The sequence below is a fragment of the Kitasatospora sp. NPDC088861 genome (genome assembly GCF_044750105.1).
GTDB lineage: Bacteria > Actinomycetota > Actinomycetes > Streptomycetales > Streptomycetaceae > Kitasatospora.
The window spans coordinates 235,596-260,224 of sequence record NZ_JBIVJF010000002.1 but is presented as its reverse complement, the minus strand read 5'-3'; the positions used below and the strand labels follow the sequence as shown (position 1 = coordinate 260,224).

General features: G+C 73.4%; 25 protein-coding genes and 1 riboswitch. Of the genes, 8 read left to right on the top strand and 17 right to left on the bottom strand.

The window, feature by feature from the left end; genetic code table 11:
- Positions 1-456: 456 nt before the first annotated feature.
- The 3 genes from ACIP37_RS04995 to ACIP37_RS04985 all read left to right on the top strand — a co-directional run bounded on the left by ACIP37_RS04995 (position 457) and on the right by ACIP37_RS04985 (position 3,045).
- On the top strand, positions 457-651 hold the full coding sequence (locus ACIP37_RS04995; protein ID WP_063346460.1) for a hypothetical protein: 195 nt from the start codon (positions 457-459) through the stop codon (positions 649-651).
- 127 nt (positions 652-778) lie between these two features.
- A complete protein-coding gene (locus ACIP37_RS04990) occupies positions 779-2,395 on the top strand; it encodes a hypothetical protein (protein ID WP_363628233.1) in 1,617 nt (538 codons plus the stop codon).
- 275 nt (positions 2,396-2,670) lie between these two features.
- Positions 2,671-3,045, top strand: coding sequence for an RNA polymerase-binding protein RbpA (locus ACIP37_RS04985; protein WP_030306127.1), 375 nt, complete (start codon positions 2,671-2,673; stop codon positions 3,043-3,045).
- A 136-nt stretch (positions 3,046-3,181) separates the two neighbouring features.
- On the opposite strand, the gene fxsA is transcribed toward ACIP37_RS04985, so the two are convergent.
- The 4 genes from fxsA to ACIP37_RS04965 form a co-directional block, all read right to left on the bottom strand.
- Positions 3,182-3,757, bottom strand: a complete 576-nt coding sequence (gene fxsA, locus ACIP37_RS04980) for an FxsA family membrane protein (RefSeq protein ID WP_363581690.1) — start codon at positions 3,755-3,757, stop codon at positions 3,182-3,184.
- 55 nt (positions 3,758-3,812) lie between these two features.
- Positions 3,813-5,453 carry an apolipoprotein N-acyltransferase gene (gene lnt / locus ACIP37_RS04975; RefSeq protein ID WP_400803207.1) on the bottom strand — a complete coding sequence of 547 codons (1,641 nt, stop codon included), beginning with the start codon at positions 5,451-5,453 and terminating at the stop codon, positions 3,813-3,815.
- A gap of 323 nt (positions 5,454-5,776) precedes the next feature.
- Positions 5,777-7,390: an amidohydrolase gene (locus tag ACIP37_RS04970; protein ID WP_400803210.1), complete on the bottom strand. Its 1,614-nt coding sequence runs from the start codon at positions 7,388-7,390 to the stop codon at positions 5,777-5,779.
- A gap of 31 nt (positions 7,391-7,421) precedes the next feature.
- Positions 7,422-7,862, bottom strand: coding sequence for an Lrp/AsnC family transcriptional regulator (locus tag ACIP37_RS04965; protein ID WP_350883567.1), 441 nt, complete (start codon positions 7,860-7,862; stop codon positions 7,422-7,424).
- Positions 7,863-8,091: 229 nt separating this feature from the next.
- Here ACIP37_RS04965 and ACIP37_RS04960 point away from each other — a divergent pair, with 229 nt between their 5' ends.
- A complete protein-coding gene (locus tag ACIP37_RS04960) occupies positions 8,092-8,562 on the top strand; it encodes a hypothetical protein (protein WP_363581684.1) in 471 nt (156 codons plus the stop codon).
- Positions 8,563-8,660: 98 nt separating this feature from the next.
- Here the strand turns inward: ACIP37_RS04960 and ACIP37_RS04955 are convergent, their stop codons facing one another.
- A complete protein-coding gene (locus ACIP37_RS04955) occupies positions 8,661-9,824 on the bottom strand; it encodes an acyl-CoA dehydrogenase family protein (protein ID WP_363628226.1) in 1,164 nt (387 codons plus the stop codon).
- Positions 9,825-10,033: 209 nt separating this feature from the next.
- Between ACIP37_RS04955 and ACIP37_RS04950 the strand changes: the two genes are divergently transcribed.
- Entirely contained in the window at positions 10,034-10,666 is a 633-nt protein-coding gene (locus ACIP37_RS04950) for a uridine kinase (protein ID WP_400803215.1), read from the top strand.
- Positions 10,667-11,073: 407 nt separating this feature from the next.
- On the top strand, positions 11,074-13,023 hold the full coding sequence (locus ACIP37_RS04945; RefSeq protein WP_400803815.1) for an AAA family ATPase: 1,950 nt from the start codon (positions 11,074-11,076) through the stop codon (positions 13,021-13,023).
- Positions 13,024-13,050: 27 nt separating this feature from the next.
- Here ACIP37_RS04945 and ACIP37_RS04940 read toward each other — a convergent pair whose 3' ends face one another.
- The 11 genes from ACIP37_RS04940 to ACIP37_RS04890 form a co-directional block, all read right to left on the bottom strand.
- Positions 13,051-14,037 carry an NAD-dependent epimerase/dehydratase family protein gene (locus tag ACIP37_RS04940; protein WP_400803218.1) on the bottom strand — a complete coding sequence of 329 codons (987 nt, stop codon included), beginning with the start codon at positions 14,035-14,037 and terminating at the stop codon, positions 13,051-13,053.
- 98 nt (positions 14,038-14,135) lie between these two features.
- Positions 14,136-15,182 carry a hemolysin family protein gene (locus ACIP37_RS04935; RefSeq protein ID WP_363623619.1) on the bottom strand — a complete coding sequence of 349 codons (1,047 nt, stop codon included), beginning with the start codon at positions 15,180-15,182 and terminating at the stop codon, positions 14,136-14,138.
- Positions 15,179-16,522: a hemolysin family protein gene (locus ACIP37_RS04930; protein WP_363581676.1), complete on the bottom strand. Its 1,344-nt coding sequence runs from the start codon at positions 16,520-16,522 to the stop codon at positions 15,179-15,181. The genes ACIP37_RS04935 and ACIP37_RS04930 overlap by 4 nt, the downstream gene beginning before the upstream one ends.
- 281 nt (positions 16,523-16,803) lie before the next feature.
- Positions 16,804-17,244, bottom strand: coding sequence for a PH domain-containing protein (locus tag ACIP37_RS04925; RefSeq protein ID WP_350883553.1), 441 nt, complete (start codon positions 17,242-17,244; stop codon positions 16,804-16,806).
- Positions 17,245-17,408: 164 nt separating this feature from the next.
- Positions 17,409-18,257 carry an ATP phosphoribosyltransferase gene (hisG, locus tag ACIP37_RS04920; protein WP_350883551.1) on the bottom strand — a complete coding sequence of 283 codons (849 nt, stop codon included), beginning with the start codon at positions 18,255-18,257 and terminating at the stop codon, positions 17,409-17,411.
- 45 nt (positions 18,258-18,302) lie between these two features.
- On the bottom strand, positions 18,303-18,575 hold the full coding sequence (locus ACIP37_RS04915) for a phosphoribosyl-ATP diphosphatase (RefSeq protein ID WP_363581674.1): 273 nt from the start codon (positions 18,573-18,575) through the stop codon (positions 18,303-18,305).
- A gap of 100 nt (positions 18,576-18,675) precedes the next feature.
- Positions 18,676-19,149: a 6,7-dimethyl-8-ribityllumazine synthase gene (ribH, locus tag ACIP37_RS04910; protein WP_363581672.1), complete on the bottom strand. Its 474-nt coding sequence runs from the start codon at positions 19,147-19,149 to the stop codon at positions 18,676-18,678.
- An 83-nt stretch (positions 19,150-19,232) separates the two neighbouring features.
- Positions 19,233-20,504: a bifunctional 3,4-dihydroxy-2-butanone-4-phosphate synthase/GTP cyclohydrolase II gene (locus tag ACIP37_RS04905; protein WP_400803224.1), complete on the bottom strand. Its 1,272-nt coding sequence runs from the start codon at positions 20,502-20,504 to the stop codon at positions 19,233-19,235.
- Positions 20,501-21,088, bottom strand: a complete 588-nt coding sequence (locus tag ACIP37_RS04900) for a nicotinamide mononucleotide transporter family protein (protein WP_350883668.1) — start codon at positions 21,086-21,088, stop codon at positions 20,501-20,503. Before ACIP37_RS04900 ends, ACIP37_RS04905 begins: the two co-directional genes overlap by 4 nt.
- A gap of 56 nt (positions 21,089-21,144) precedes the next feature.
- Positions 21,145-21,807 carry a riboflavin synthase gene (locus ACIP37_RS04895; protein WP_063346476.1) on the bottom strand — a complete coding sequence of 221 codons (663 nt, stop codon included), beginning with the start codon at positions 21,805-21,807 and terminating at the stop codon, positions 21,145-21,147.
- A gap of 208 nt (positions 21,808-22,015) precedes the next feature.
- Positions 22,016-22,143, bottom strand: a riboswitch (FMN riboswitch).
- A gap of 176 nt (positions 22,144-22,319) precedes the next feature.
- A complete protein-coding gene (locus tag ACIP37_RS04890; RefSeq protein WP_159398348.1) occupies positions 22,320-22,634 on the bottom strand; it encodes an antibiotic biosynthesis monooxygenase in 315 nt (104 codons plus the stop codon).
- 165 nt (positions 22,635-22,799) lie between these two features.
- On the opposite strand from ACIP37_RS04890, the gene ACIP37_RS04885 reads away from it, so the two are divergent.
- The gene (locus ACIP37_RS04885; RefSeq protein WP_400843308.1) at positions 22,800-23,471 is read left to right on the top strand and encodes an MSMEG_1061 family FMN-dependent PPOX-type flavoprotein; all 672 of its coding nucleotides are present in this window, start codon (positions 22,800-22,802) and stop codon (positions 23,469-23,471) included.
- Between the two features lie 138 nt (positions 23,472-23,609).
- Here ACIP37_RS04885 and ACIP37_RS04880 read toward each other — a convergent pair whose 3' ends face one another.
- Positions 23,610-23,798 (bottom strand): DUF1508 domain-containing protein, encoded by a 189-nt coding sequence (locus ACIP37_RS04880; RefSeq protein WP_063346479.1) that lies wholly within the window; start codon positions 23,796-23,798, stop codon positions 23,610-23,612.
- Positions 23,799-23,964: 166 nt separating this feature from the next.
- On the opposite strand from ACIP37_RS04880, the gene ACIP37_RS04875 reads away from it, so the two are divergent.
- Positions 23,965-24,378 (top strand): HIT family protein, encoded by a 414-nt coding sequence (locus ACIP37_RS04875; protein WP_363581666.1) that lies wholly within the window; start codon positions 23,965-23,967, stop codon positions 24,376-24,378.
- Positions 24,379-24,629 lie beyond the last annotated feature (251 nt).

Here is a 24,629-nt window from a genome sequence, read left to right as displayed (position 1 = left end):
CGGGCGGCCTTTCCGGTCTGCGGGCTCTGCGGGTCCTACGGGTCCTACGGGTTCTACGGGTTCTACGGGTTCCGCGGGCGGCAGAGCCACGGTGGAGGAGTGTCGTTGGAGGAGTGCGGCTGGAGGAGCCGCGCGTACCGCACCGTAGCGGCCGGGCGCCGGGCCGGGCCAGCGCGCGTCCGGATGGCGGATGGCAGCCCTCGAACGGCGGCCATCCGGGCGAACTTCCCCGACCCCCCGGAAACCTCCCGCCCACCCGGCGGGAATGCCTCGCCGCACTGGAACTGCGCGGGACACGGCCCCACCCCGGCCGGTCCGCCCGCCTTCGCCCGAACTCCAGGGCGACGTTGAACGGGAAACCACCCATTTGCACCGTTCCATCATCTATTACTTTTTGTCACGATTAGCGCACTTTCCGTAACACGGTCCCCGTCCCCCCTCCCCGAGGAGCAGAACGTGATCCTCTCGATTTCCGGCATCGTCCTGTTCGGCACCATCGCCTTTCTGTTCTTCCGCAGGGACGGGCTGAAGGTCTCCCACGCCGTCGTCTGCGCCCTCTTCGGCTTCTACGTCGCCGGTTCCTCGATCGCCCCGAGCATCACCGCCGGCGGCGCCAGCCTGGCGAGCCTGCTCGGCGGCCTCAAGTTCTAGCGGTCCACGTTCCAGGCGCTGCCACTCCCCCGCACGGGCCCGGGCGCGGATCCCACCGCCCCGGGTCCCGTCGTACCGGCTCCGCCCCCGCCACCCGACCCGTCCCACTCGCCCGGGGAGTCAAGGAATGCCGCTCCAACGCCATCTCAGCAAGGGCCGCGAGATCGCCCGAACCGCCGGGGACCACGCCTCCGACATGTTCGCCCCGCTCTCCGTGATCGGCCGCGGACTGCGCCACCACGCGGGCTGGGCCAAGGACCGCTGGAACGCCACCCCGAAGGAGCGCCGCGGCCCGACGCTGTTCCTCTCCGCCGCGATGCTGGTCGGCGTCTACCTGCTGCCGCACGGCCTGCTGTTCGCCCTGATCGCCCTGATGGCCAGCTCCGCCTGGGCCGGCCGGGCCCCCAAGCCCGCACCCGCCCCGCCCGCCCCGGACGTCGCCGACATCAAGCTCGGCGCGCTCTACGCGGCGCTCACGCCGTACCTGTGCGGCCCCGAGGACGCCAACCCGCTGTACCACTACGAGGGCCACTACAAGAACGCCTTCGGCTCCTGGGAGTTCGACGACGAGGGCCGGCTCTCCCGGCTGGAACTCGGCTACCCGGCGTACTTCACCGACACCGAGCCGATCGCGCGGGCCCGGATCGAGCAGGTCGTCCAGGGCAAGGCCGGCCGGGCCCGGGAGTACCGCTTCGACTGGGACGAGGAGTCCAACCGGCTGCGGATCGCCGCGCTCACCCCGCTGCCCGCCGACATCGTCGCCCAGCGCTTCGTGGCCGCCCCCGGCGAGATCGTGCTCGGCTTCACCGACGAGGACGGCACCGCCCGGACCATCCCGGTCACCCAGGGCGGCGCGATCGCCCAGCAGCCGCCGGTCGTCTGGCGCACCGGCCCCCGCTCGGCCGAGCCGCACCTGCTGGCGCTCGGCGTCACCGGCTACGGCACCTCCAGCCTGATCCGCTCGATCGCGCTCCAGGCGCTCCCGTACGGGGACCTGGTGGTGGTCGACGGCGCGGGCACCGGGGAGCACGCCTGCCTGGTCAACCGGCCCGGCGTGCACACCGTGGAGACCAGCCTGCACGGCGCGCTGGCCGCGCTGGAGTGGGCCGCGCAGGAGACCGAGCGCCGGCTCGCCGCGCTGAACGCCGCCCGGCACGCCGGCACCGCGCCCCCCGAGGACGCCACCCGCCCGCTCTGGCTGCTCCTGGACCACCCGACCGAGCTGAGCGAGCTCGCCCACGCCGAGGGCCGCCCGGACCCGCAGGACCTGCTGGAGCTGCCACTGCGGCACGGCCGCGCCGCCCGCGTCACCGTGGTGATCGCCGACGACGTCGAGGCCAGGGGCCGGATCACCTCGACCGTGCGCTCCACCACCCGGGCCCGGGTCGTACTCGGCCCCGCCGGCCCCGAGGAGGGCCACGCCGTGCTCGGCGCGCCGCTGGACATCGTGCCCGCCGCGCACGCCCCCGCCGGCCGCGGCTACGCCCGGATCGGCAACGGCACCCCCGTCCGGCTCCAGGTGCCCGCCACCGTCGACCCGCTGGACGAGGAGGCCCCGGCCCAGCTGCGGGACGCGGTGATCGCCCTGCTGCCGCACCGCGACACCCGCACCGAGGCCGCCGCCGACCTGCCGCCCCGGCCGGAGCGCCCGCCGGTGGTCCTGCCCGCCGATCCGGCCCCCCGGGCCCACCCGGTCGACCTCGCCAAGGGCGAGCCGATGATCCGTTCCCGCCCGATCTCCTGACCACGTCGGGCGGGGGCGGCGGCGGTCGTCGAATCCCGCCCCGGTAGGCTCGTCCCGGAAAGGCCGACCGATCACCAGATGTGAAATAGGTGACACCTAGGGTGATATCCACGGCCAGATGTGACAAATCGGGCGCCGATGGGTACAAACAGGGGCGGCACGACAGACGACGCATGTCCCCGGACGGGAATCTTCGTCGGAAGCCGAGCGTTGACCGAACGACGAAGAACAGCGACCACTAGTCCTGTGGGCCATAAGCCCGGGAGGCACGATTCATGAGCGAGCGAGCTCTCCGCGGCACGCGACTCGGGGCCACTAGCTACGAGACCGACCGCGGTATCGATCTGGCTCCCCGCCAGACCGTCGAGTATGCATGTCAGAACGGACACCGATTCGAGGTTCCTTTCTCGGTCGAGGCGGAGATCCCCCAGGCCTGGGAATGCCGCTTCTGTGGCCAGGAGGCGGTACTTCTCGACGGCGACGAGCCGGAAGAGAAGAAGGTCAAGCCGACGCGTACCCATTGGGACATGCTGATGGAGCGCCGGACCCGTGAGGAACTGGAGGAGGTACTGGCCGAGCGACTGGCCGTGCTCCGCTCCGGCGGAATGAACCTCGCGGTACACCCGCGGGACACCCGCAAGAGCGCCTGACCTCGCTCCCGCCACGGCGGGAGGACGCGAAAAGGGACCCTGGTCACCAGGGTCCCTTTCGCGTTCCCGCCTCGCGTTCCCGCGCGCTCCCGGGAAGGCGAGGCGAGGCCGGCTCTCGCGTTCCCGGGAGGGGCGGTCAGCCCGAGATCGGCGGGCGGTAGGTGGTGTCCGGGCCCTGCGGACCGCGCGGGCCATCACCGGGCTCCACCACCTCGCCCTGGATCACCTTGCCGTCCGGGCGGTGGATGCGCAGCTGTTCCTGCAGCCGCATCGCGTCCGCGAACGGATCAGCCCCGGCGACGGTGCTGCGCAGCGCCTTGTCGGCCACCCGGCGGCCACCGGCCCGCCAGAGCGCCCGGGTGGGCGGGAACAGCAGGGTGAGCGCCACCAGGTCCGACAGGAAGCCCGGGACGATCAGCAGCAGGCCCGCCAGCACCGTCAGGCTGGTGCCGGTCTCGGGCTGCTCGGACTTCGGGTCCTTGCTCTGCTCGATCGCCGCGGACAGCGCCTTCAGCCCGGCCCGCTTGATCAGCGAACCGCCGATCAGCGCGCCCGCGATGAGCAGCAGCACGACGACGAATCCACCCAGCCACGAGCCCACTTGGACCAGCAGCCAGATCTCCAGCACCAGCCAGGCGGTGATCAGCAGCGGCAGCACCCGGCGGAGCTTGCCGCGCGGGGCCGGACGGGCGGGGGTAGCTTGCTGGGTCACGGTACGAATCCACTCCAAGCAGTGCTCTGCGCGCCGCACGGGAGGTCCGGGCCGGCTACGGCACCACCTGGTCCAACGATTCCCCCGCGGCCGGTGTTCCGGCGCCGGTCTTCCGTCGGCGGCCGACCAGCACGCCCGCGCCGCAGGCCAGCAGGCCCGCGAGGGCCAGCGTCCACTCCGGCGCGGCGCCGACCCGGTCGGCGACCGTGGTGCCGTCGCGCAGCGGGACGACCGCCGACAGCTCGGCCGCGGTCAGCTCCTCGGTACGCTGCTGGACCGTGCCGTCCGGGGCGATCACCGCGCTGATGCCGCTGGTGGCGGCGATCAGCACGGCCCGGCCGTGCTCGACCGCGCGCAGCCGGCTCATCGCGAGCTGCTGCTCGGGCTGGCCGGTCTTGGCATAGGTCGCGTTGTTGGTCTGGACCACCAGGACGCGGGCGCCGCTGTCCACGGTGTCGCGGACGATCTCGTCGTAGGCGACCTCGAAGCAGATCACGTCGCCGATCCGGGCCGGGCCGAGCTGCATGACGCCGTTGTGGTCGCCGGGGTAGAAGTCCCGGGCGACCCGCTGGAGCCGGGTGATCACCTTCATCAGCTGGGCGCGGAACGGCACGTACTCCCCGAACGGGACGGGGTGCTGCTTGGTGTAGGAGGCGCCGGGGCCGGTCTTCGGGTCCCAGACGATGCCCTCGTTCTGGACGTGCTGCGCGTCCGGGCCGTCCACCAGGGTGCCGACCAGGGTGGGCACGCCCACCGTCTTCACGGCCTGGTCGATGCGCTGGTAGGCGAGCGGGTCGCTGAACGGGTCCAGGTCGGAGGAGTTCTCCGGCCAGATCACGATGTCGGGGCGCTCGACCTTACCGGCGGCGATGTCCGCGGCCAGCCGCTCGGTCGCCACCGCGTGGTTGTTGAGGACCATCATCGGGCGGCCCAGGAAGTCCATGCCCGGGTTGGGCACGTTGCCCTGGACGATGGCGACCTTCACGGTGTCGGCCGGCGCGGTCGGCACCGGCACCAGGTACCCGGCCAGCAGCGCGGCCACCGCGCCCAGCCCCGCCAGCGCGGCGGCCCGGGGCGTCTTGCGCGGCCCGCGCAGGCGCAGCGCGGCGCCGGCGAGCAGGGCTCCCGAGAGGGCGACCGCGAAGGTCACCAGCGGTGCGCCGCCGAGCGCGGCCAGCGGCGTGAACGGGGTCGCGGTGTTGGCGAAGGCCAGCCGCCCCCACGGGAAGCCGCCGAACGGCAGCCGGTCGCGCGCCCACTCCTGGGTGATCCACAGGCAGGCCGCCCAGAGCGGCCAGGCCGGCAGCCGGGAGGTGAGGGCCAGACCACTGCCGAGGACGGCCAGGAACAGTGCCTCCACGACCGACAGGCCGACCGTCGCGTCCCAGCCGACCACCCGCAGCCAGCTGAGCAGCAGCAGGAAGAACGGCAGGCCGAAGGCGAAGCCCGTCCAGGCCGCCTGGCGGACGGTGCGGCCCCGGGTGAGCAGGGACAGCGCGGCGACGCCGAGCAGCGACAGCGGCCACAGGTCGAAGGGCGGGAAGGCGAGTGCGAGCAGCAGACCCGCCAGGGCCGCGAGGCCGGTGCGGGGAAGGCCCGCCCGGACCTTGGCGACGGCGCGGGCGGCCCGGCCGGGCCTGGGCGCCGACTCCGCCGGCTCGGGTGCGGCCCCCGGCCGCTCCTGGGTGACGGGCATGGCCACCGGCGCACCATCTTCCTGGATCTTGCTGTTCGGACGCTGTCCGAAGAAGGTACCCCGGAAGGTCAGGGAAGCGTGAGGTCAGGGTGGTAGCAGGGTCAGCGCCTCACGGCCCGGCGGGCCTTGCCGCACACGCCCCCGACCGGGCGGCGGGGTCGGCGGCGTGGTGCTGCCCGCCCAGGGGCTCCGGGCGGAAGTCCGGGCGGGCAGCTCGCGGGGGACGGTGAAGCCGGCGGGGACCAGCGGGGCGGTCGTCCCGGGGGTCGACCCACGGCCGCCGGGCCGCCGCTTCCGCCGGGTTCACGCGGGTCTGCTCGGCTCTACTCGGCGGCCCGGTGGACGGTGCGGCCGCGGACGACGGTGCGCAGGCAGGCCGGCAGCGGGTGGCCGGGGGTGAGGTCGGGCAGGCCCGGGGTGCCGGAGCGCGGGTCGGTGGACCAGCCCGCCACCCGGGAGTCCGGGGCCTGGACGACCAGTTCGTCGGCGGCCCAGATCGCGTAGCTGGCGACGGCGCCGGGCACGAGCACGCCGTCCTGGTCGCGGCCGATCGCGCGCCAGCCGCCGCGGGTGTGCGCGGTGAAGGCCGCGCGGACGGAGATCCGGTGGTCCAGGGTCTGGTGGAAGGCGGCCGCGCGGACGGTGCCCCAGGGGTCGAGCGGGGTGACCGGGGCGTCCGAGCCGAAGGCCAGCGGCACACCGGCCCGCAGCAGGGCGGCGAAGGGGTTGAGCGCGGCGGCCCGCTCGGCGCCGAGGCGCTGGACGTACATGCCGTCCGGGCCGCCCCAGGCGGCGTCGAAGGCGGGCTGGACGGAGGCGGTGAGGCCGAGCTCGGCGAAGACGGCGACGGACTCGTCGTCCAGCGCCTCGGCGTGCTCGACGCGGTGGCGCAGCGCCTTGACCCGCCCGGCGCCGACCCGCTCCCCGGCCGCCCGGACGCCGTCCAGGACGGCGGCCACGGCCGCGTCGCCGATGGCGTGGAAGCCGGCCTGGAGCCCGGCCTCGGTGCAGGCGGCGACGTGGTCGGCGACCTGCTCGGCGGTCAGGTAGGCGGTGCCGGTGTGCTCGGCGTCGGCGTAGGGGGTGTGCAGGCAGGCGGTGTGCGAGCCCAGCGCGCCATCCGCGAAGAGGTCGCCGCCGGCGCCCACCGCGCCGAGTCGGCGGGCCGTCTCGACGCCGCCCAACTCACCCCAGTAGCCGAAGACCTCGGGGCCTTCACCCTCGGCCGCGAGGGCCAGCAGGGCGGCCAGGTCGGCCTCGGAGGAGATCTCCGGGCCGGCGCACTCGTGCAGCGCGCCGATGCCGAGTTCGGCGGCGCGGGCGAGGGTGGCGCGCTGGGCGCGGCCGCGCTGCTCGGGGGTGAGGTGGGCGAGCGCGGTCCGCCGGACGGCGTGGTGGGCGTCCTTGGTGAGCGGGCCGTCCGCGGTGTGGCCGGGGCTCTCGGCCAGGCCGGGGGCGAGGGTGCGCAGCGCGGTGGTGGCGAGCGCGGAGTGCACGTCGGTGCGGGAGAGGTAGAGCGCGGCGCCGCGGGCGGCGGCGTCGAGTTCGGCGAGCGTGGGCGGGCGGCCCTCGGGCCAGCCGGTCTCGTCCCAGCCGTGGCCGATGAGCACCCCGCCGGGCTCGGGCCGGGCGTCGACGAAGGCGGTGACGGCGGCGAGGGCGTCGGCCAGCGAGGGGCTGCCGGTGAGGTCGAGGCCGGTGAGCGCCAGGCCGGTGGCGGTGGCGTGCACGTGGGCGTCGACGAAGGCGGGGGTGACCAGGGCGCCGTCCAGCTCGACGATCTCGTCGGCGGTGGCGGCGTACGCCTCGGCGGCGCCGTCGCTGCCGACCCAGGCGATGTGCTCGCCCTCGACGAGCATCGCGGTGGCGAAGGGGTCGGCGGGGCTGTAGACGGCGCCGCCGCGCAGCAGGACGGTCCGGGAAGTGCGTTCGGTCATGCCGCTAAGTCTGCACCTGCGGGGTTCGTCCTCAGAGCCTCGGGGGTCGCGCCTCGTAGGGGGTGGAGAGGACGACGGTGGTGCGGGTGGAGACGCCGGCGGCGCTGCGGATGCGGGCGAGCAGGTCCTCCAGGTCGCCGGGGGCGCCGACGCGCACCTTGAGGATGTAGTTCTCGTCGCCGGCGACGCTGTGGCAGGCCTCGATCTCGGGCAGGCCGGCCAGCCGTTCGGGGGTGTCGTCCGGGGCGCTGGGGTCGAAGGGCTTGACCGAGATGAACGCGGTGAGTGCCAGGTCGACGGCGTCGGGGTCGATGATCGCGGTGTAGCCGCGGATCACCCCGCGCTGTTCGAGGCGGCGCACCCGCTGGTGCACCGCCGAGGTGGACAGGCCGGTGGCCTTGCCCAGGTCCGTGTAGCTCATCCGGCCGTCCTCTAGGAGCAGCTGGACGATGCGTTGGTCGAGATCCTCCACAGTGCGCAAACCTACCCGGTCGGGGGCACGGGGGGCGCACGCGGTGTCACATCGGGTGCCCGCAGGTGTCACGCGGGCAAATGCCAGGCGAATGTGGCAGTGGATGTGGCCAAGGACACACCCGGTGCATCACGGTGCACCGGACCGCAGGGTTATGAGCCCGAATCGAAGGGAAGTGCTGGTTGTGGCCCCGGGCGACCACGCCGGGCCCGATCCGAGGGGGATCCTCATGCCGACTGACCAGCGTGCCCTGGGCGCCGACGAGACCGACGATACGACCGGCCGCGACGACCTCGCGGTCGATCACGGCCACGTCCCGGGCATCGACCCGGGCGAGGCCGAGACCTGGGACATCTTCCGGGTGCACTGCCCCGAGTGCCGCCGCCCGATCGCCCTGGTGGCCGACGAGGAGCGGCTGCCGCAGCACGCGCTGCTGCCGACCGCCTGGAACCCCTTCACCCCCGCGCTGTGCCCGGGTTCGGGCACGCCGACCGACGACCTCGCCGAGGTGGAGACCCCGGAGGACGCCCAACCCGCCGGACTCGACGCGCTGTTCAGGCTCCCCACCGAACTCGACTGGCGCACCCAGCCGTTCTCGCACGCGGTGGCGCACCGGCCGACGCGGACCGCCGTCGTCGCCCCGGCCGTCCCGGTCATCTCGGCCATCCCCGAGCAGCGCCGCCGCCTGGTCCGGCGCTGATCCGCCCGCCCGCGCAGGCGGGTTGACGCAGGATCGAAGACGCCTCCGGCCGTCACTCCGCACCCTGGAGTGACGGCCGGAGGCCGTTTGTGGGGGGCTCAGCCCTTGGTGAGGTGACGGCCGATCACCAGGCGCTGGATCTGGTTGGTGCCCTCGACGATCTGCAGCACCTTCGCCTCGCGCATGTAGCGCTCGGCCGGGAAGTCCTGCGTGTAGCCGTAGCCGCCGAGCACCTGGACCGCGTCGGTGGTCACCCGCATCACGGCGTCGGTGCAGAACAGCTTGGCCATCGCCGCCTCCTTGGAGAACGGCAGGCCCGCGTCCCGCAGCCGGGCGGCGGACAGGTAGAGCGCCCGCCCGGCCTCGATCTGGGTGGCCATGTCGGCGAGCATGAAGGACAGGCCCTGGAACTCGGCGATCGGGCGGCCGAACTGACGGCGGGTGCGCGCGTAGTCGACCGCGAGGTCGAGCGCGGCCTGGGCGACGCCGACCGCGCAGGCGGCGATGCCGAGGCGGCCGGAGTCCAGTGCGGCGAGCGCGATCTGGAAGCCCTGGCCCTCCTCGCCGATCAGCCGGTCGCGGGAGACCCGGGCGCCGTCGAAGTGCAGTTGCGCGGTCGGCGAGGAGCGCATGCCCATCTTGTGCTCCGGCGGGGCGGCCGACAGGCCCTGTGCGTCGCCCGGGACGAGCAGGCAGCTGATGCCCTTGGAGCCCTCGCCGCCGGTGCGCACCAGGGCGCTGTAGAAGTCCGCCCGGCCGCCGTGGGTGATCCACGCCTTGGTGCCGTTCACCACGTACGCGTCGCCGTCGAGGTCGGCGCGGGTGCGCAGCGCGGCCGCGTCCGAACCGGACTGCGGTTCGGAGAGGCAGTAGGCGCCGAGCTGCTCGCCGGAGAGCATTCCGGGCAGCCACCGGCCGCGCTGCTCCTCGGTGCCGAAGCCGGCCAGCGCGTGGCAGGAGAGGGTGTGCACGCTCACCCCGAGGCCGACGGCCAGCCAGCCGGACGCCAGCTCCTCCAGCACCTGCAGGTACACCTCGTAGGGCTGCCCGCCGCCGCCGTACTTCTCGTCGTAGGGGAGGGAGAGCAGGCCGGCCTCGCCGAGGGTGCGGAAGACCTCCCGCGGGAAGCGGCCGGCGGCCTCGTCCTCGGCCGCGCGGGGCTGCAGCTCGCGCTGGACCAGGTCCCGGGTGAGGCTCAGCAGCTCGTGGGCCTCCTCGCTGGGCAGCTGGCGCTCCACGGCTTTCACTGGGGACGGGGTCATGGCGGCGGTCGCCTCCTCGATCGGGCACCGGAGCGTGGTGTGGCTGGTCCGGCGCGGGTGTGGCAGGTCGGCCCGACCGGCACCGGATTACGGTGAACGGCCGTTCACAGGCATGGCGATGCGAGTATGCCGGAAACCCGCGCCGCCGTCACGATCACCCAGGAGTAACTGGACGGACTGGTGGGCTACGGCACCGTAGGGTTGCCGTTGTGGCTGCTTCCCGACCCCTCTTCCCCGCCCTTCCACCCGTTCCCGGCGACGCGGTGGCCTCGCTCGCGGCGGAGCTGCGCGCACTGCCGCCCTCCTGCGGGCCGGTGCGGCTGGTCGCGGTGGACGGGCACGCGGGCTCGGGCAAGACGACCTTCGCCGGGCGGCTGGCGGCGGCGCTCGGCGGGGCGCCGGTGGTCCACCTCGACGACCTGGCCACCCACGCCGAGCCCTTCGGCTGGACCGGGCGGCTGCGCGAACAGGTGCTGGAGCCGCTGGCGGCCGGCCGGGACGGCGCGTACCGGGTGTACGACTGGACGCTGCGCCGCTTCGCGGGCACGGCCGCGGTGCCGGTCGCCCCGGTGGTGCTGGTGGAGGGCGTCGGCGCCGGACGGCGGGCGGTGCGGCCGTGGCTGGCCCGGGTGATCTGGCTGGAGTTGGACGCCGCCTCGGCCCGGCGGCGCGGCGAGCAGCGGGACGGGCCGGATCTGGCCGAGTTCTGGGCCGGCTGGGCCCGGGCCGAATCGGCGCATTTCGCCGCGGATCCGAGCCGTCCGTTCGCCGGGACGCGGGTCGACGGGGTGACCGGACGAATCACGCCGGGCACCGTGGGTGAACCTTCAACAAGCCCTTGACCTGCGCTGTCGCCAGGATTTAGGTTCTCCTCAGCCGCCGGAACGGGATGTTCCGGCCGCCTCGGACCCGGCGTCCCCGGCTTGTTCCCCCGTGAGCCGGGGGCGCCGTCCGGTCCTTTCCGAATCGCGCTCCCCCACCCCCGGTCCAGGCCCCCACCCGCTCAACGACCGCTCACACGATCGCATTTGACTCCGTGGGCGCCCTTCCGGATCAGCGCCACGCCGGTACGATTCCTCGCAGGCGCAGATGCGCCCGGGGGCTTTCGACCACCGGCCCGGCTGCACGCAGGCGACCTGCCACCGAGCCCCGGGCCAAGCCGCGGGGGGCGTGAGTGACGACGGTGGACAGTTCGGACAGCAACGCGGGCGGCCCGGACCGGCTCGCCGAACGCGCGTGGCTGCGTGCCATGGACGCGTACACGGCGGGCGCGTACGCCCGTGCCGAGGAGGAGTTCCGCGCGGCCGTCCGGCTGGACCCGGGCATGGCCGACGCCTGGCTCGGCCTGCACGCGCTGCGCAGCGACACCTCGGCGGCGCTGCTGGCCATGTACCGCAACCAGAAGCGGTTCGGCGAGCAGCGGCGGCGCCACCGCCGCCCGCTCAGTTCCTGGTACTGGCTGGGCTGGTGGGTGCAGCCCGTCCTGGAGGACGCCCGCGACCTGGCTCTGGCGCACGCCTCGCACTGGCTGGACGGCCGCCACCTGGCCGAGCTGGACCGGGCGCTGGAACAGTGCCCGGCGCCCAGCGAGGACCCGTCCGCCCAGTTCCTGTACGCCTGCCGGTCCTATCTGCTCAAGGACTGGGAGCAGTTGATCCGGGACACCGACCGGCTGCTGGACGACCCACTGCTCGGCATCGAGGCCGGGCTGTTCGCCGGCATGGCACGGGTCCGGCTGGACATGTGCGCCCAGGCGCAGGCGCCGCTGGCCGCCTCGCTGGCCCGCTGCCGCTCCGAGCAGCCCCAGCGCAAGGAGCTGCGGTACTGGCTGGCCCGGGCGTACGAGGGGGCCGGGCGCAGTGCGGCCGCGCTGCCGCTCTACCGGGCGGTGCACCGGGCCGATCCGGTGTTCATGGACACCGCCGCGCGGCTGGCCGCGATCGCGGCGGAGGACGGGTTGGCGGACGACCTGCCGGACGCCCTGCTGGACGGCGGCCTGCCGGCGGGCGGGCGGTCGGCCGGGTACGAGGACACCGCGCCGGACGAGACGGACGAGACGGACTCCCAGGACGGGGCCGGGTACGCCACGGCGGGGGGCTTCGGCGACGCGGCCCCCGGGTTCACCGAGGGCGCCGGGTACACCGGCGGGGTCGGATTCGTCGAGGGCGTCGGGTTCCTCACGGGGCCCGGCCCGGGCGACGCCTCCACGGCGGACCCCGCGCCGCAGGCGGCCGGCGAGCGGTCGGGTTCGCCGGGCGGCTCCGCCACCCCGCTGCCGATGCCGGTCCGCACCGAGGGCCAGCCCCGCACCGCTCCACTGCCCGCCACCCAACCAGTCGACGACGAGCGCGAGTTGGACGCGGCGCTGGCGGAGCTCTCGCTGATGGTGGGCCTGGAGCCGGTCAAGCGCCAGGTGCGGGCGCTGTCGGCGCAGCTGCGGATGTCCAGACTCCGGGCCGCGCAGGGCCTGCCGGTCCAGCCGCCCAAGCGCCACTTCGTCTTCTCCGGCCCCTCCGGCACCGGCAAGACCACCGTGGCCCGGATCCTCGGCCGGGTCTTCCACGCCCTCGGGCTGCTCTCCGGCGACCACCTGGTGGAGGCCCAACGGGCCGACCTGGTCGGCGAGTTCCTCGGCCAGACCGCGGTCAAGGCGAACGAGCTGATCGATTCGGCGCTGGACGGCGTGCTGTTCATCGACGAGGCGTACAGCCTCTCCAACTCCGGCTACACCAAGGGCGACGCCTACGGCGACGAGGCCCTACAGGTGCTGCTGAAACGCGCCGAGGACAACCGCGACCGCCTGGTGGTGATCCTGGCCGGCTACCCCGAGGGCATGAACCGGCTGCTCGCCACCAACCCCGGCCTCAACTCCCGCTTCACCACCCGGGTCGACTTCCCCAGCTACCGCCCGAACGAGCTGACCGCGATCGGCGCCGCGCTGGCCGGCCGGGACGGCGACGGCTGGGACGAGGACGCGGCCGAGGAACTGACCAGCATCTGCGCCCACGTGGTCCGCGAGGGCTGGATCGACGAACTCGGGAACGGCCGGTTCATCCGCACCCTGTACGAGAAGTCCTGCGCCTACCGGGACCTGCGGCTCTCACTGCTGCGCGAGCCGCCGGGCCGGGAGGACCTGGCGACCCTACGCCTGCCCGACCTCGTCCAGGCCTACGGGGAGCTGATCGACGGCCGCGGCTGAGACCAGCCCCCCGGGATCGCGCCGGGATCAGCCCCGGAGCAGCTCGGCCTCGCGCTCGGGGTCGAGTCCGACCTTCGGCCGGTCGGCGCGCTGCGGGGCGACACCGCCGATCGACCGCAGCCAGGCCCAGGTGTCCTCGACCGTCTCGCCCACCGGCCGGCAGCGCAGCCCGGCGGCGACCGCCCGCTCCACGGACGCGCCGTGCAGGAAGTCGTTCAGCTCGCCGGGCGCCAGCCAGATCGGCAGCTCCGTCCAGGGCTCGACGCCGGCCGCCAGGATGCGCTCGGGGTCGGTCCAGCGCAGGTCCGCGTCCGAGCCGGTGACCCGCACGCAGGCCTCCAGCAGCTCGCCCATCGTGGTGTGGGCCGCCGGGCTGACCACGTTGCACGCGCCGCCGAGCCGGGCCACCGACGCGTCCAGGAGCCAGCCCGCGAGGTCGCGGACGTCGATGTACTGCAGCGGCAGGTCGTACGGGCCGGGGGCGAGCACCGGGCCGCCCCGGGCGATCCGGTTCAGCCACCAGGGCAGCCGGCCGATGTTCTCGTGCGGGCCGAGAATCAGCCCGGCCCGGGCGAGCAGGGCGCGCCCGCCGAACTCCGCCTCCAGGGCCAGTTCGGCCCCGCGCTTGGCCTCGGCGTAGGGCACCTCGCCCTCCGCGTCCGGGCACGACTCGACCACCTTCGCCGACTCGTCCGCCCCGCGCGCCAGCGGGTAGTCGTACACCGACCGGCTGGAGACGTACGCGTAGTGGCCGACCCGGCCGGCCAGCAGCCGGGCGCTGTCGCGCACCGCCGTCGGGGCTCCGGACCAGGTGTCCACCACCGCGTCCCACTCCCCCGTGGCCAGCGCCGCGAGCCCGCCCTCGGCGGTGCGGTCGCCCAGCAGTGCGGTCACGCCCGCGGGCGCGGGCCGCGTACCCCGGTTGAGGGCCGTCACCTCCCATCCCCTGACCAGCGCCTCCTCGGCGACGACCCGTCCGACGAAATTCGTTCCACCCAGCAGGAGAAGCCTCATGCCGACCACCCTGCGCCCAGGGTGGTCGGCATGGGAACGGCTGAACGCCGAGAGCAGAATCGCCCGCGGCGGACACGCCGTCAGCGAAAGGGGGAACCTCAGGCGGCGGAGCGGTGGTCCGGGTCGTGCATCTCGCCGACCAGCTCCTCCAGCACGTCCTCCAGCATGACCACACCGAGCGTGCGGCCGTCCTGGTCCAGCACGGCGGCCAGGTGGCAGGTCGCCCGGCGCATCGCGCCGAGCGCGTCGTCCAGCGGGAGGCTGCCGCGCAGCACCGTGATCGGACGCCACAGCCGGGCCGGGACGGGCGCGGACGGGTCCTCCACGTCGAGGATGTCCTTGAGGTGCAGGTAGCCCAGGTAGCCGTGGCCGGCCGGGTCGCCGTCGGTGACCGGGAAGCGCGAGAAGCCGGTGCGCAGGGCGAGTTCCTCGACCTCCGCGGCGGTCACCTTGGTGTCCACGGTGACGAGTTGCTCGGGCTTGAGCAGCACCTCGGTGACCGGGCGGTGGCCCAGCTCCAGGGCGTCCTCCAGACGCTCCTGACGGCCCTCGTCGAGCAGGCCGGCGTCCCGGGAGTCGACCAGCAGGTACATCAGCTGCTCGGTGGTGAACACCGACTCGACCTCGTCCTTGGGCTCGACCCGGAACAGCCGCAGCACACCGTTGGCGATGGCGTTCAGCAGGCTGATCACCGGGGCCAGCCAGCGGGCCAGCCGGTCCAGCGGCGGGCCGAGCCAGAGCGCGGCCTTCTCCGGGCCCGCCATGGCCATGTTCTTGGGCACCATCTCGCCCATCACCATGTGCAGGAAGACCACGACGGCCAGCGAGATGCCGTACGAGAGCGGGTGCATCAGACCGGACGGGACGCCGATCGCGTGGAACGGGCCTTCCAGCAGACTGGCGATGGTCGGCTCGGCCAGGGCGCCGAGGCCCAGCGAGCAGACGGTGATGCCGAGCTGGGCGGCGGCCAGCATCGCGGACACGTTGGACAGCGCGTGCAGCACGGTGCGGGCTCGCTTGTGGCCGGCCTCGGCGAGCGGTTCGATCTGGCTGCGGCGCACCGAGACGACGGCGAACTCGGCGCCGACGAAGAAGGCGTTCCCGAGCAGGAGCAGGACGGCGACGGCCAGTTGGAGCGCGGTCATCGGGCGTTCTCCTGGTCGTCTCCGAACGAGGCCGGCGCGCTGGTGCGCTCGACCCGGACCTGGCTGGTGCGGTGCCGGTCGACACCCGTCACGGTGAAGCGCCAGCCCGGCAGCTCCGCCTGCTCGCCGACCTCGGGCAGCTTGCCGAGCAGGTCGGCGACCAGGCCGGCCAGCGTCTCGTACGGGCCGTCCGGGGCGATCAGGCCGATCGCCTCCAGCTGGTCGATCCGGGCGCGGCCCTCGGCCTCCCAGGCCGGCAGGCCGTCCACCGGGGGCAGCGGGAGCAGCTCGGGGCGGTCGGCGGGGTCGTGCTCGTCCTGCACCTCGCCGACGATCTCCTCGACGATGTCCTCGACGGTGACGACACCGGCGGTGCCGCCGTACTCGTCGACCACGATGGCCATCGGCTGGAGGCGGCGCAGCTGGTCGAGCAGCCGCTCGGCGGGCAGGGTCTCGGGCACCAGCAGCGGCGGCGAGGTGAGCTCGCTCACCCGGACCAGGCCGCGCCGGGCGGCCGGGACGGCGAGGGCGTCCTTGAGGGTCACGATGCCGGTGACCTCGTCCAGGCTGTGGGTGTACACCGGGAAGCGGGACAGGCCGGTGGCCCGGGTCAGGTTGATCACGTCGGAGGCGGTGGCGTCGCCCTGGAGGGAGGCGACGTCGATCCGCGGGGTCATCACGGACTCGGCGGTCAGCTCGCCCAGGCCCAGGGTGCGGACGAACAGGGTCGCCGACTCCTCGTCTATCGCGCCGGCCTTGGCCGAGTGGCGGGCCAGCGAGACCAGTTCGGCCGGGGTCCGGGCGTGGTCCAGCTCCTCCTGCGGCTCGACGCCGAAGGCGCGGACCGTCCGGTCGGCCGCCCCGTTGAGGAAGCTGATCAGCGGGCGGCAGGCGAAGGAGAAGGCCATGTGCGGGGCGGCGACCGCGCGGGCCACCTGGAGCGGGCGGGAGATCGCCCAGTTCTTCGGGACCAGCTCGCCGATCACCATCTGCACCACGGTGGCGAGCACCATGCCGACGACCACGGCGACGCCGCGGGCGGCCGACTCGGGCACGCCGATCCCGGTCATGACGGGGCTGAGCAGGGTGGACAACGCCGGCTCGGCGAGCATGCCGACCACCAGCGAGGTGACGGTGATGCCGAGCTGGGCGCCGGAGAGTTCGAACGAGAGGTGCCGCAGGGCCCGGGAGACGCGGACGGACTTGGCGTCTCCGGCCTCGGCGGAGCGTTCGACAGCCCCGCGCTCGACGGTCACGAAGGCGAACTCGGCGGCCACGAACAGGCCGTTGGCGAGGATCAGCAGGAGGGCTGCGAGCAACAGCAGCCAGGCGGTGATCACAGTGCCGCCTGCCTTCCGCTGACAGGAAGGTGGGCGGCGCAGGTACTACCGGACGGATCGTCCATCGAGGGGGGAAGTCACTCCTCAAGTCGTCTTTCGGGCAGGACGGAAGTTTTGCCCTGCTTTTACCAGCGTAGACCATACCCGGACGATGGTAGGAAGAGTGTTCGGACCCGCCGGGCCGAGGATTCGCAGGCCCGGCGGGGACCGGAGGGGTGTCGGCGGGCCGGCGGTGCCGGTGTGGAACGGGCGGGCTCCGACCGGCGGCGGCGCTGCGGGGCTCAGGCCCCGGCGTGGTGCTCGACCAGGTCGCGCAGGGCGCGGGCGTGCGCGATCGCCTGGTCCTTGCCGACGCCGGACTGGATGCCGACCGCGGCGAGCGAGGTGCCGTCGGCCAGGTCGAGGGTGGCCCACGGGTCGCCCTGGCGGAAGTTGACCCGGACGATCTCGGCCCAGGTGAGCCGGCGGCTGCGGACGAAGTTGACCACCGTCACGCCCTGCGCGTCGGCGCTCACCCGGGGGCGGGCCAGCATCAGGCCCACGCACGCGAACAGCACGCCGCTGCCCGCCATCATGATCCGGTCGTTGAGCTGCCAGTTCTCCGGGAGCGCCACGGCCATCACGGCGAACAGCACCACCAGCAGCGCGCAGACCGGCAGCAGCACGGCGCGGGTGCGGCGCGGCGCCCAGGTGACGGGGAACTCGACGGGCGGCGTGGACACGTGGGGTCTCCGGTGGGGTGGTTCGGGGGAACGGTCGTTCCCGGGAACGACGGTTCCGGGCAGCGGGCGGATCCGGACGAAGGGCGGGGACGCCGGTCAGCGTCCCCGCCCCATTCAACCGTTCCTTACCCGCACCACGGCGGGCGAGGTCGCCGCCGCACCGGTCAGAGGCGGCAGGCGTGGATGTTGGTGACCAGGATGGCCCGGGCGCCGATGCCCCACAGGTCGTCCATGATCTGCTGGGCCTCCTTGCGGAGCACCATCGAGCGCACCGCCACCCAGCCCTCGGTGTGCAGCGGGGAGACGGTCGGCGACTCCAGGCCGGGGGTGAGCGCCACGGCGGCACCGACCTTCTCGGCGCGGATGTCGTAGTCCATCAGCACGTAGCGGCGGGCCACCAGCACGCCCTGGAGGCGGCGCAGGAACTGGTCCACCCGGGTGTCCTCGCCCGCGCCCTTGGGGCGGATCACCACGGCGTCCGAGATCAGGATCGGCTCGCCGAACACCTCCAGGCCGGCGTTGCGCAGGCTGGTGCCGGTCTCCACCACGTCGGCGATCACGTCGGCGACGCCCAGCTGCACCGCGGTCTCCACCGCGCCGTCCAGCTTGGTGACGGTCGCCTTCACGCCGTGGTCGGCGAGGTGCTGCTCGACCAGGCCGGTGTAGGAGGTGGCGATCCGCAGGCCCTCCAGGCCCTTGACGTCCTCGACGGCCACGCCTTCGGGGCGGGCGAAGCGGAAGGTCGACGCGGCGAAGCCGAGCGCGAGCACCTCTTCGGCGTTGGAGTGCGAGTCCAGCAGCAGGTCGCGGCCGGTGATGCCGATGTCCAGGCGGCCGGAGCCGACGTAGACGGCGATGTCGCGCGGGCGCAGGAAGAAGAACTCGACCTCGTTGTTCGGGTCGACGAGGACGAGCTCCTTGGGGTCCTTCCGCTGGCGGTAGCCGGCCTCATGGAGCATCTCCGCCGCGGGACCCGAGAGAGAACCCTTGTTGGGGACGGCGATGCGCAGCATGGGAGGTTGGTTCCTTACCTGTGGGGAGGGGCGTGCGGTTCGGGTTTAGAGGTACTTGTAGACGTCGTCGAGCGTCAGCCCGCGGGCGATCATCATCACCTGAACGTGGTACAGGAGCTGTGAGATCTCCTCGGCGGTCTGCTCGTCCGACTGGAACTCGGCGGCCATCCAGACTTCGGCGGCCTCCTCGACGACCTTCTTGCCGATCGCATGGACGCCCTGCTGGGCGAGCTGCGCGGTACGGGAGGACGAGGGGTCGCCGGTGGCGGCCTTCTGCTGGAGCTCGGCGAAGAGCTCCTCGAATGTCTTCGAAGCCATGATGGGACTCACCTTACGGCGTGCGGGCTGACCGGCGGTAAACGGTCCCGGACCGTGGACAGTCCGTTGGACGTCCACGGTCCGGGTCGGGGCGGTGCGCTCAGAGCGCGGCGCGCAGCACCGCGGCGGTCGCGACGGCGGCGGTGACGGCCTCGTGGCCCTTGTCCTCCGCGGAGCCGGGCAGGCCGGCGCGGTCGAGTGCCTGCTCCTCGTTGTCGCAGGTCAGCACGCCGAAGCCGACCGGGACGCCGGTGTCGACGGTCACCTGGGTGAGGCCGGCGGTGGCCGCCTGGCAGACGTAGTCGAAGTGCGGGGTGCCGCCGCGGATCACCACGCCGAGGGCGACGACCGCGTCGTAGCCGTGGTCGGCGAGGCGCTTCGCGGCGACCGGCAGCTCGAAGGTGCCGGGGACGCGCAGCACGGTCGGCTCGGTGACGCCCAGTTCCTTGAGCGCCCGGTGGGCGCCGTCCAGCAGGCCGTTCATCACGACGTCGTGCCACTGGGCGGCGACGACGGCGACCTTGAGGTCGGCGGCGCCGTCGATGGTCAGCTCGGGGGCTCCGTGGCCGCTCATGTTCGTTCTTCCTGTCCGTCGTGGTGGTGCGTGGGGCGTGGGGCGTGGGGCGTGAAGCGTGAGGCGTGAGGCGTGGGGAGGGTTCAGGAGTCGAGGCCGGGCAGGTCATGGCCCATCCGGTCGCGCTTGGTGCGCAGGTAGCGCAGGTTGTGCTCACCCGGCGCGATCTCGACCGCTTCGCGCCCCTTGACCTTGAGACCGTGCTCGGTGAGCGCGGTGAGCTTCTCCGGGTTGTTGGTGAGCAGGGTGAGCGAGCGGACGCCGAGGTCCACCAGCATCTGCGCCGCGATGCTGTAGTCGCGGGCGTCGGCCGGCAGGCCGAGGTCGAGGTTGGCGTCGACGGTGTCGCGCCCCTGCTCCTGGAGTTCGTAGGCGCGCAGCTTGTGGGCCAGGCCGATCCCCCGGCCCTCGTGGCCGCGCAGGTAGAGCACCACGCCGCGGCCGGACTCGGCGACCTTGTGCAGCGAGGCCTCCAGCTGGGGGCCGCAGTCGCAGCGCAGCGAGCCGAACACGTCGCCGGTCAGGCACTCGGAGTGGACCCGGACCACGACGTCCTCGCCCTCGGGCAGCCGGCCGTCCGCGCCGAGGCCGCCGGCCACCAGCGCGATGTGCTCGACGCCGTCGATGGTGCCCTGGTAGCCGACGGCCGTGAACTCGCCGTGGACGGTGGGCAGGGCGGTCACGGCGGCCCGGTCGACGTGCAGTTCGGTGCGGCGACGGTAGGCGATCAGGTCCTCGATGGAGATGATCGCGAGGCCGTGCTCGCGGGCGAAGGCGACCAGCTCGGGCAGCCGGGCCATGGTGCCGTCGTCGTTGACCACCTCGGCGATCGCACCGGCCGGCGGCAGTCCGGCGAGCCGGGCCAGGTCGACGGCGGCCTCGGTGTGGCCGGGGCGCACCAGCACGCCGCCCTCGACCGCGCGCAGCGGGAACACGTGCCCGGGGCGGGTGAGGTCGCCGGGCTCGGTGCCGGGCGAGGACAGCAGCCGGACGGTGCGGGCGCGGTCGGCGGCGGAGATGCCGGTGTCGACCCCCTCCCGGGCGTCCACCGAGACGGTGTACGCGGTGCCCTTGCGGTCCTCGTTGACCTGGGTCATCGGCGGCAGCTTGAGCCGGTCCAGTTCCTCGCCGGTCAGCGGGGCGCAGATCACGCCGGAGCTGTAGCGGATGGTGAAGGCCATCAGCTCGGGGGTGGCGGCGGAGGCGGCGAAGACGATGTCGCCCTCGTTCTCGCGGTCCTCGTCGTCGACCACGATCACGGCGCGGCCGAGGGCGATGTCGGCGATCGCGCGCTCGACCGGGTCGAGGACGAGTTCGGGTGCCGCCTCGCGGTCGGCGGTGTGGTTCTCGGTCATACCGTGACTCCCTGCGGGACGGTGGCGGAGTTGACGCGCGGCTCACGACTGCTCAGCCACCAGGAGCGCAGGCCGAGCAGCACCAGGACGAAGTAGATCGAGTAGGTGAGGCCGGAGAAGGGGTAGCCGTTGTTGAAGGCGAGCGGGACGCCGACCACGTCGACGGCGATCCAGGCGAACCAGAACTCCAGCCAGCCACGGGCCTGGGCGACCATCGCGGCCAGCGTGCCGACGAAGATGTAGGCGTCCGACCAGGGGCTCCAGGACAGGCTGGGGTGGGCCGTGAACAGCCAGGCCAGCGCGACGGTGCCGGCCGCGGTGCCGACCACCAGGGCAGCCCGCTCGGGCCAGGTGGCGAAGCGGACGGCGATCGTGCCGGTGTCCCGGCGGCCCCGCCGCCACTGGGCCCAGCCCCAGGCGGCGGTGACGAGCACGATCAGCTGCTTGCCGATCAGGCCGGGGACGTGGCCCCCGAGGTAGGCGGCGATCAGCACGGCGCCGGACAGGAGTTGGAGCGGCCAGCTCCAGACCGAGCGGCGCCAGCCGAAGGCCAGCCCGGCCAGGCCGAGCAGGTTGCCGAACATGTCGGCCCACTTCACGTGCTCGCCGAAGACGGTGAACGCTTCTCCGCTGAGCCAGTTCACTTGGACTCTCCGGCGATCGTCGGGGGAAGGGTGCGGGAGTCGAGCAGTCGCTCGACGTACTTGGCGAGCACGTCCACTTCGAGGTTGACGCTCTCGCCGACGGCCTTGGCGCCGAGCGAGGTCAGCGCGAGGGTCGTGGGGATGAGGCTGACGGTGAAGCTGTCCCGGGCGGCCTCCACCACGGTGAGGCTGACGCCGTCGACCGTGATCGAGCCCTTCTCCACCAGGTAGCGGGAGATGGTGCCGGGCAGCGAGAAGCGCAGCACCTCCCAGCGCAGGTCGCCGGCCGCGTCGCGCTCGCCGGGCTCGCGGCCCAACAGCGTGCCGGTGGCGTCGACATGGCCCTGGACGAGGTGGCCGCCGAGCCGGTCGCCGAGCGCCATGGCGCGCTCCAGGTTGACCCGGGAGCCGGGCTTCAACTCGCCGAGGCTGGAGCGGTGCAGCGTCTCGGCCATCACGTCGGCGCTGAACTCGCCCGTATCGGCCGCCAGTTGGTCCGGGCTGTCGACGACGGTCAGGCAGACGCCGTTGACCGCGATGGAGTCGCCGTGCCGCGCACCCGTACAGACCACCGGGCCGCGCAGGCGGATTCGCGAGGAGTCGCCGATCTCCTCGATCGACACGACCTCGCCGAGCTCTTCGATGATGCCGGTGAACACCCGGGTTCTCCTCGCGCTTGGGGGCGCGGACTCCGGGGCGGCATGGGAGATGACACGGACGGGCAACGGCGCGCGAGCCGACGGCACGACCCGTCGCCGGGATGCCGAGGCTGCCGGGAGATCGCTCGCCCGGCACGGGAGACACCTCTCCCGCCGTTCACCTGGCCGTGGTCCACCGGGGGACCACGGATACTGCTCTTCGTCCGCCCGCGCACGCCTCCCATCCGGACTTTAACCGTCGGTCCAGGAATTTCACCTGGTCAACCGGCCGCTGGCTGCGGACGGGTCGCGGACTGTAACCGCCGGTTCGGATTTTCACCGACCCCGGAGTGCGCTGAACGTCACTGCTGTTGGGGTCATTCTGCCATGGCGTGCGCAAGCCCAGGGAGAGCCTTCCGCTGTGGCCTGTTTCACGCGGATGCGGGGAATGTGCGGCCGGGTGGTAGGTGACGCCCACAACGTGGCGGGCGCACACGGAAAGTGGCGGGCGCGTACGGAAGTGGCGGGCGCGGTCAGAGCGTGGCGGGTGCGGCGATCGACGTGAAGTGGGTGACCACCGGCGGGTGCGCGAGGTAGCACAGCTCGCCCTCCGACCAGACCGGCCGGATCCGCCACATCGGCCCCGCGTACCCGCGCAGGGCCGCCTCGTCGCGCCAGCGGCTCACCACGAGCACCCGGTGTCCGTCCTCGGTCACCGAGCGCAGCAGTTCACCGCCCAGGCAACCGTCGGTCCGCCCGAGCTGCGGGATCACCTGGGTTGTCAGCAGCACACAGAATTCCTCGATGCGACCGGCCAGGACCTGCCCGGCCCAGATCCTCACGATCACGACCACCACCTCCGAGCGGAGCGCCTGGCCCCATTATCACGGTAAAACCGCTGGTGGGGAGGGGTGGCGGGGAAGCTTTACCGAGGACTGCACCGGTCTGCGGCCGGGGGCTCCGGGAAGGGGCTCGGCTAGATTTCCGGTATGACCAGCACACCGGAATCTGTCATGTCGTCAACCGCCGCTCCGGATGCGCCGGGCAGCCTGTTCGCCGCTCTCGGCGCAGGGGCGCTGACCGACCCGGCGCAGCTGCGCGAGATCTACGAGCAGCCCGGCGACCACGCGCGCCGCAAGCAGGTCGACCACCTGCACGAGGTCGCGCGGCGGCTGATCGCCTGCTCCTCGCTGGTGTTCGTGGCGAGCTCGGACGCCGCCGGGCGCTGCGACGTCTCCCCGCGCGGCGGGCCGGCCGGGGTGGTCTCCGTCCTCGACGAGCACACCCTGGCCATCCCGGACGCCACCGGCAACAAGCGGTTGGACACCCTGCACAACATCCTGGAGAACGGCCGGGTCGGGCTGCTCTTCGTCGTTCCGGGCCGGGACACCACGCTCCGGGTCAACGGGCGGGCCTGCGTCTCCACCGACCCGGAGCTGCTGCGGCAGCTGACCGCCGTCGGCAAGCCCCCGCGCAGCGCGATCGTGGTGGCCGTCGAGGAGGTGTACGCGCACTGCCCGAAGTCCTTCCTGCGCGGCTCGGCGTGGAAGCCGGAGAACTGGCTGGCCAAGGACGCGCAGCCGACCTCGGCCGAGATCACCCTCTCGCACCTGCGGGACGACTCGCTGACCATCGAGATGATCGAGCAGACCGAGCGGGAGGCGCTGCTCCACCGCTACGAGTGACGACCGCGGCGCGGGCGGCGCCATCCGCCACACGGCGTGCTGCCGCGTGGCGGGCGGCGCTCGATGCTCGGTGCTCGACGCTCGGTGCTCGGCACTCGGTGTCGGCACTCGGCGCTCGGTGCTCGGTGCTCGGCGTGCTCAGGCGGCCTTGGGCACGTCCACCACCGGCGCGTCGCTGGCCGCCCGCTGGACGGCCTCGACGCCCTTGTGGGCGGCCTCCTTGCTGGAGTAGCCCTGGCCGGTGGCGACGATCTCGCCGTTGCCCGCCTTGAGCCGGAACCGGTACTTGCCGCCGGCGTCCTCGTAGACCTCGAACTTGCCCGCCATCGGGCCACCTCCTCGTGCGGCGCACGGCGCGCCTCTGGTCGACCCCCTCCAGCACCGTGCGCCACCCGCCCCGGCGGCCGCACCCGCTCGAGGCCGGACGGGTGACGCCCCGCAACCGCGCGATCGCGGAGGTGCCGGGGCGGGCGCCGGTGGTTTGAATGGGCGGATGGACTGCGTCTTCTGTGCGGTGGTGGCGGGCGAGGAGCCCGCGCACCGGGTGCTGGACGACGAGGCGGCGGTGGCCTTCCTGGACCGGCGGCCGCTGTTCCCCGGCCACGTACTGGTCGTCCCGCGCACCCACCACCGCACCCTGGCGGACCTGCCGGCCGCCGACGTAGGGCCGTTCTTCCTCCAGGTGCAGCGGGTGGCCGCCGCGGTGGAGCGCGGATTGGGCGCGGCGGGCAGCTTCGTGGCGGCGAACAACCGGATCAGCCAGTCGGTGCCGCATCTGCACGTCCACGTGGTGCCGCGCAATCCGAAGGACGGGCTGCGCGGCTTCTTCTGGCCGCGGGGGAAGTACCCGGACGAGGCGGGGGCGGCGGAGGTCGCGGCCCGACTGCGCGCGGCGCTCGGCGACTGAGGGGGCTCGCGGGGGCTGAGGGCGACGCTCGGAGGCCGGGAGGGCTCGCGGGGGCGCCGGGGGGCGTGCGCACCGCATTTGCGAGCCGGTTTCACCCACTCTCTTGACAGGTATAGAACACTCCGCTTGAGTCGCCTTCACGGCCCCGCACCGGCCCACACCCCGGTCGGCCGCCTTCCCCTGGCGCACCCCCGCACGGGACCCGGATCCCCTGCCCGCTCAAGTCCCTGTCACGACGACGTGCGGCCCCC

Coding starts and splice junctions, on each gene's coding strand:
- ACIP37_RS04990 (WP_363628233.1), top strand. CDS start 779: ATGCCGCTCCAACGCCATCTCAGCAAGGGCCGCGAGATCGCCCGAACC.
- ACIP37_RS04985 (WP_030306127.1), top strand. CDS start 2,671: ATGAGCGAGCGAGCTCTCCGCGGCACGCGACTCGGGGCCACTAGCTAC.
- lnt (WP_400803207.1), bottom strand. CDS start 5,453: ATGCCCGTCACCCAGGAGCGGCCGGGGGCCGCACCCGAGCCGGCGGAG.
- ACIP37_RS04970 (WP_400803210.1), bottom strand. CDS start 7,390: ATGACCGAACGCACTTCCCGGACCGTCCTGCTGCGCGGCGGCGCCGTC.
- ACIP37_RS04960 (WP_363581684.1), top strand. CDS start 8,092: ATGCCGACTGACCAGCGTGCCCTGGGCGCCGACGAGACCGACGATACG.
- ACIP37_RS04955 (WP_363628226.1), bottom strand. CDS start 9,824: ATGACCCCGTCCCCAGTGAAAGCCGTGGAGCGCCAGCTGCCCAGCGAG.
- ACIP37_RS04945 (WP_400803815.1), top strand. CDS start 11,074: ATGGACGCGTACACGGCGGGCGCGTACGCCCGTGCCGAGGAGGAGTTC.
- ACIP37_RS04940 (WP_400803218.1), bottom strand. CDS start 14,037: ATGAGGCTTCTCCTGCTGGGTGGAACGAATTTCGTCGGACGGGTCGTC.
- ACIP37_RS04935 (WP_363623619.1), bottom strand. CDS start 15,182: ATGACCGCGCTCCAACTGGCCGTCGCCGTCCTGCTCCTGCTCGGGAAC.
- hisG (WP_350883551.1), bottom strand. CDS start 18,257: ATGCTGCGCATCGCCGTCCCCAACAAGGGTTCTCTCTCGGGTCCCGCG.
- ACIP37_RS04915 (WP_363581674.1), bottom strand. CDS start 18,575: ATGGCTTCGAAGACATTCGAGGAGCTCTTCGCCGAGCTCCAGCAGAAG.
- ribH (WP_363581672.1), bottom strand. CDS start 19,149: ATGAGCGGCCACGGAGCCCCCGAGCTGACCATCGACGGCGCCGCCGAC.
- ACIP37_RS04905 (WP_400803224.1), bottom strand. CDS start 20,504: ATGACCGAGAACCACACCGCCGACCGCGAGGCGGCACCCGAACTCGTC.
- ACIP37_RS04900 (WP_350883668.1), bottom strand. CDS start 21,088: ATGTTCGGCAACCTGCTCGGCCTGGCCGGGCTGGCCTTCGGCTGGCGC.
- ACIP37_RS04885 (WP_400843308.1), top strand. CDS start 22,800: ATGTCGTCAACCGCCGCTCCGGATGCGCCGGGCAGCCTGTTCGCCGCT.
- ACIP37_RS04880 (WP_063346479.1), bottom strand. CDS start 23,798: ATGGCGGGCAAGTTCGAGGTCTACGAGGACGCCGGCGGCAAGTACCGG.
- ACIP37_RS04875 (WP_363581666.1), top strand. CDS start 23,965: ATGGACTGCGTCTTCTGTGCGGTGGTGGCGGGCGAGGAGCCCGCGCAC.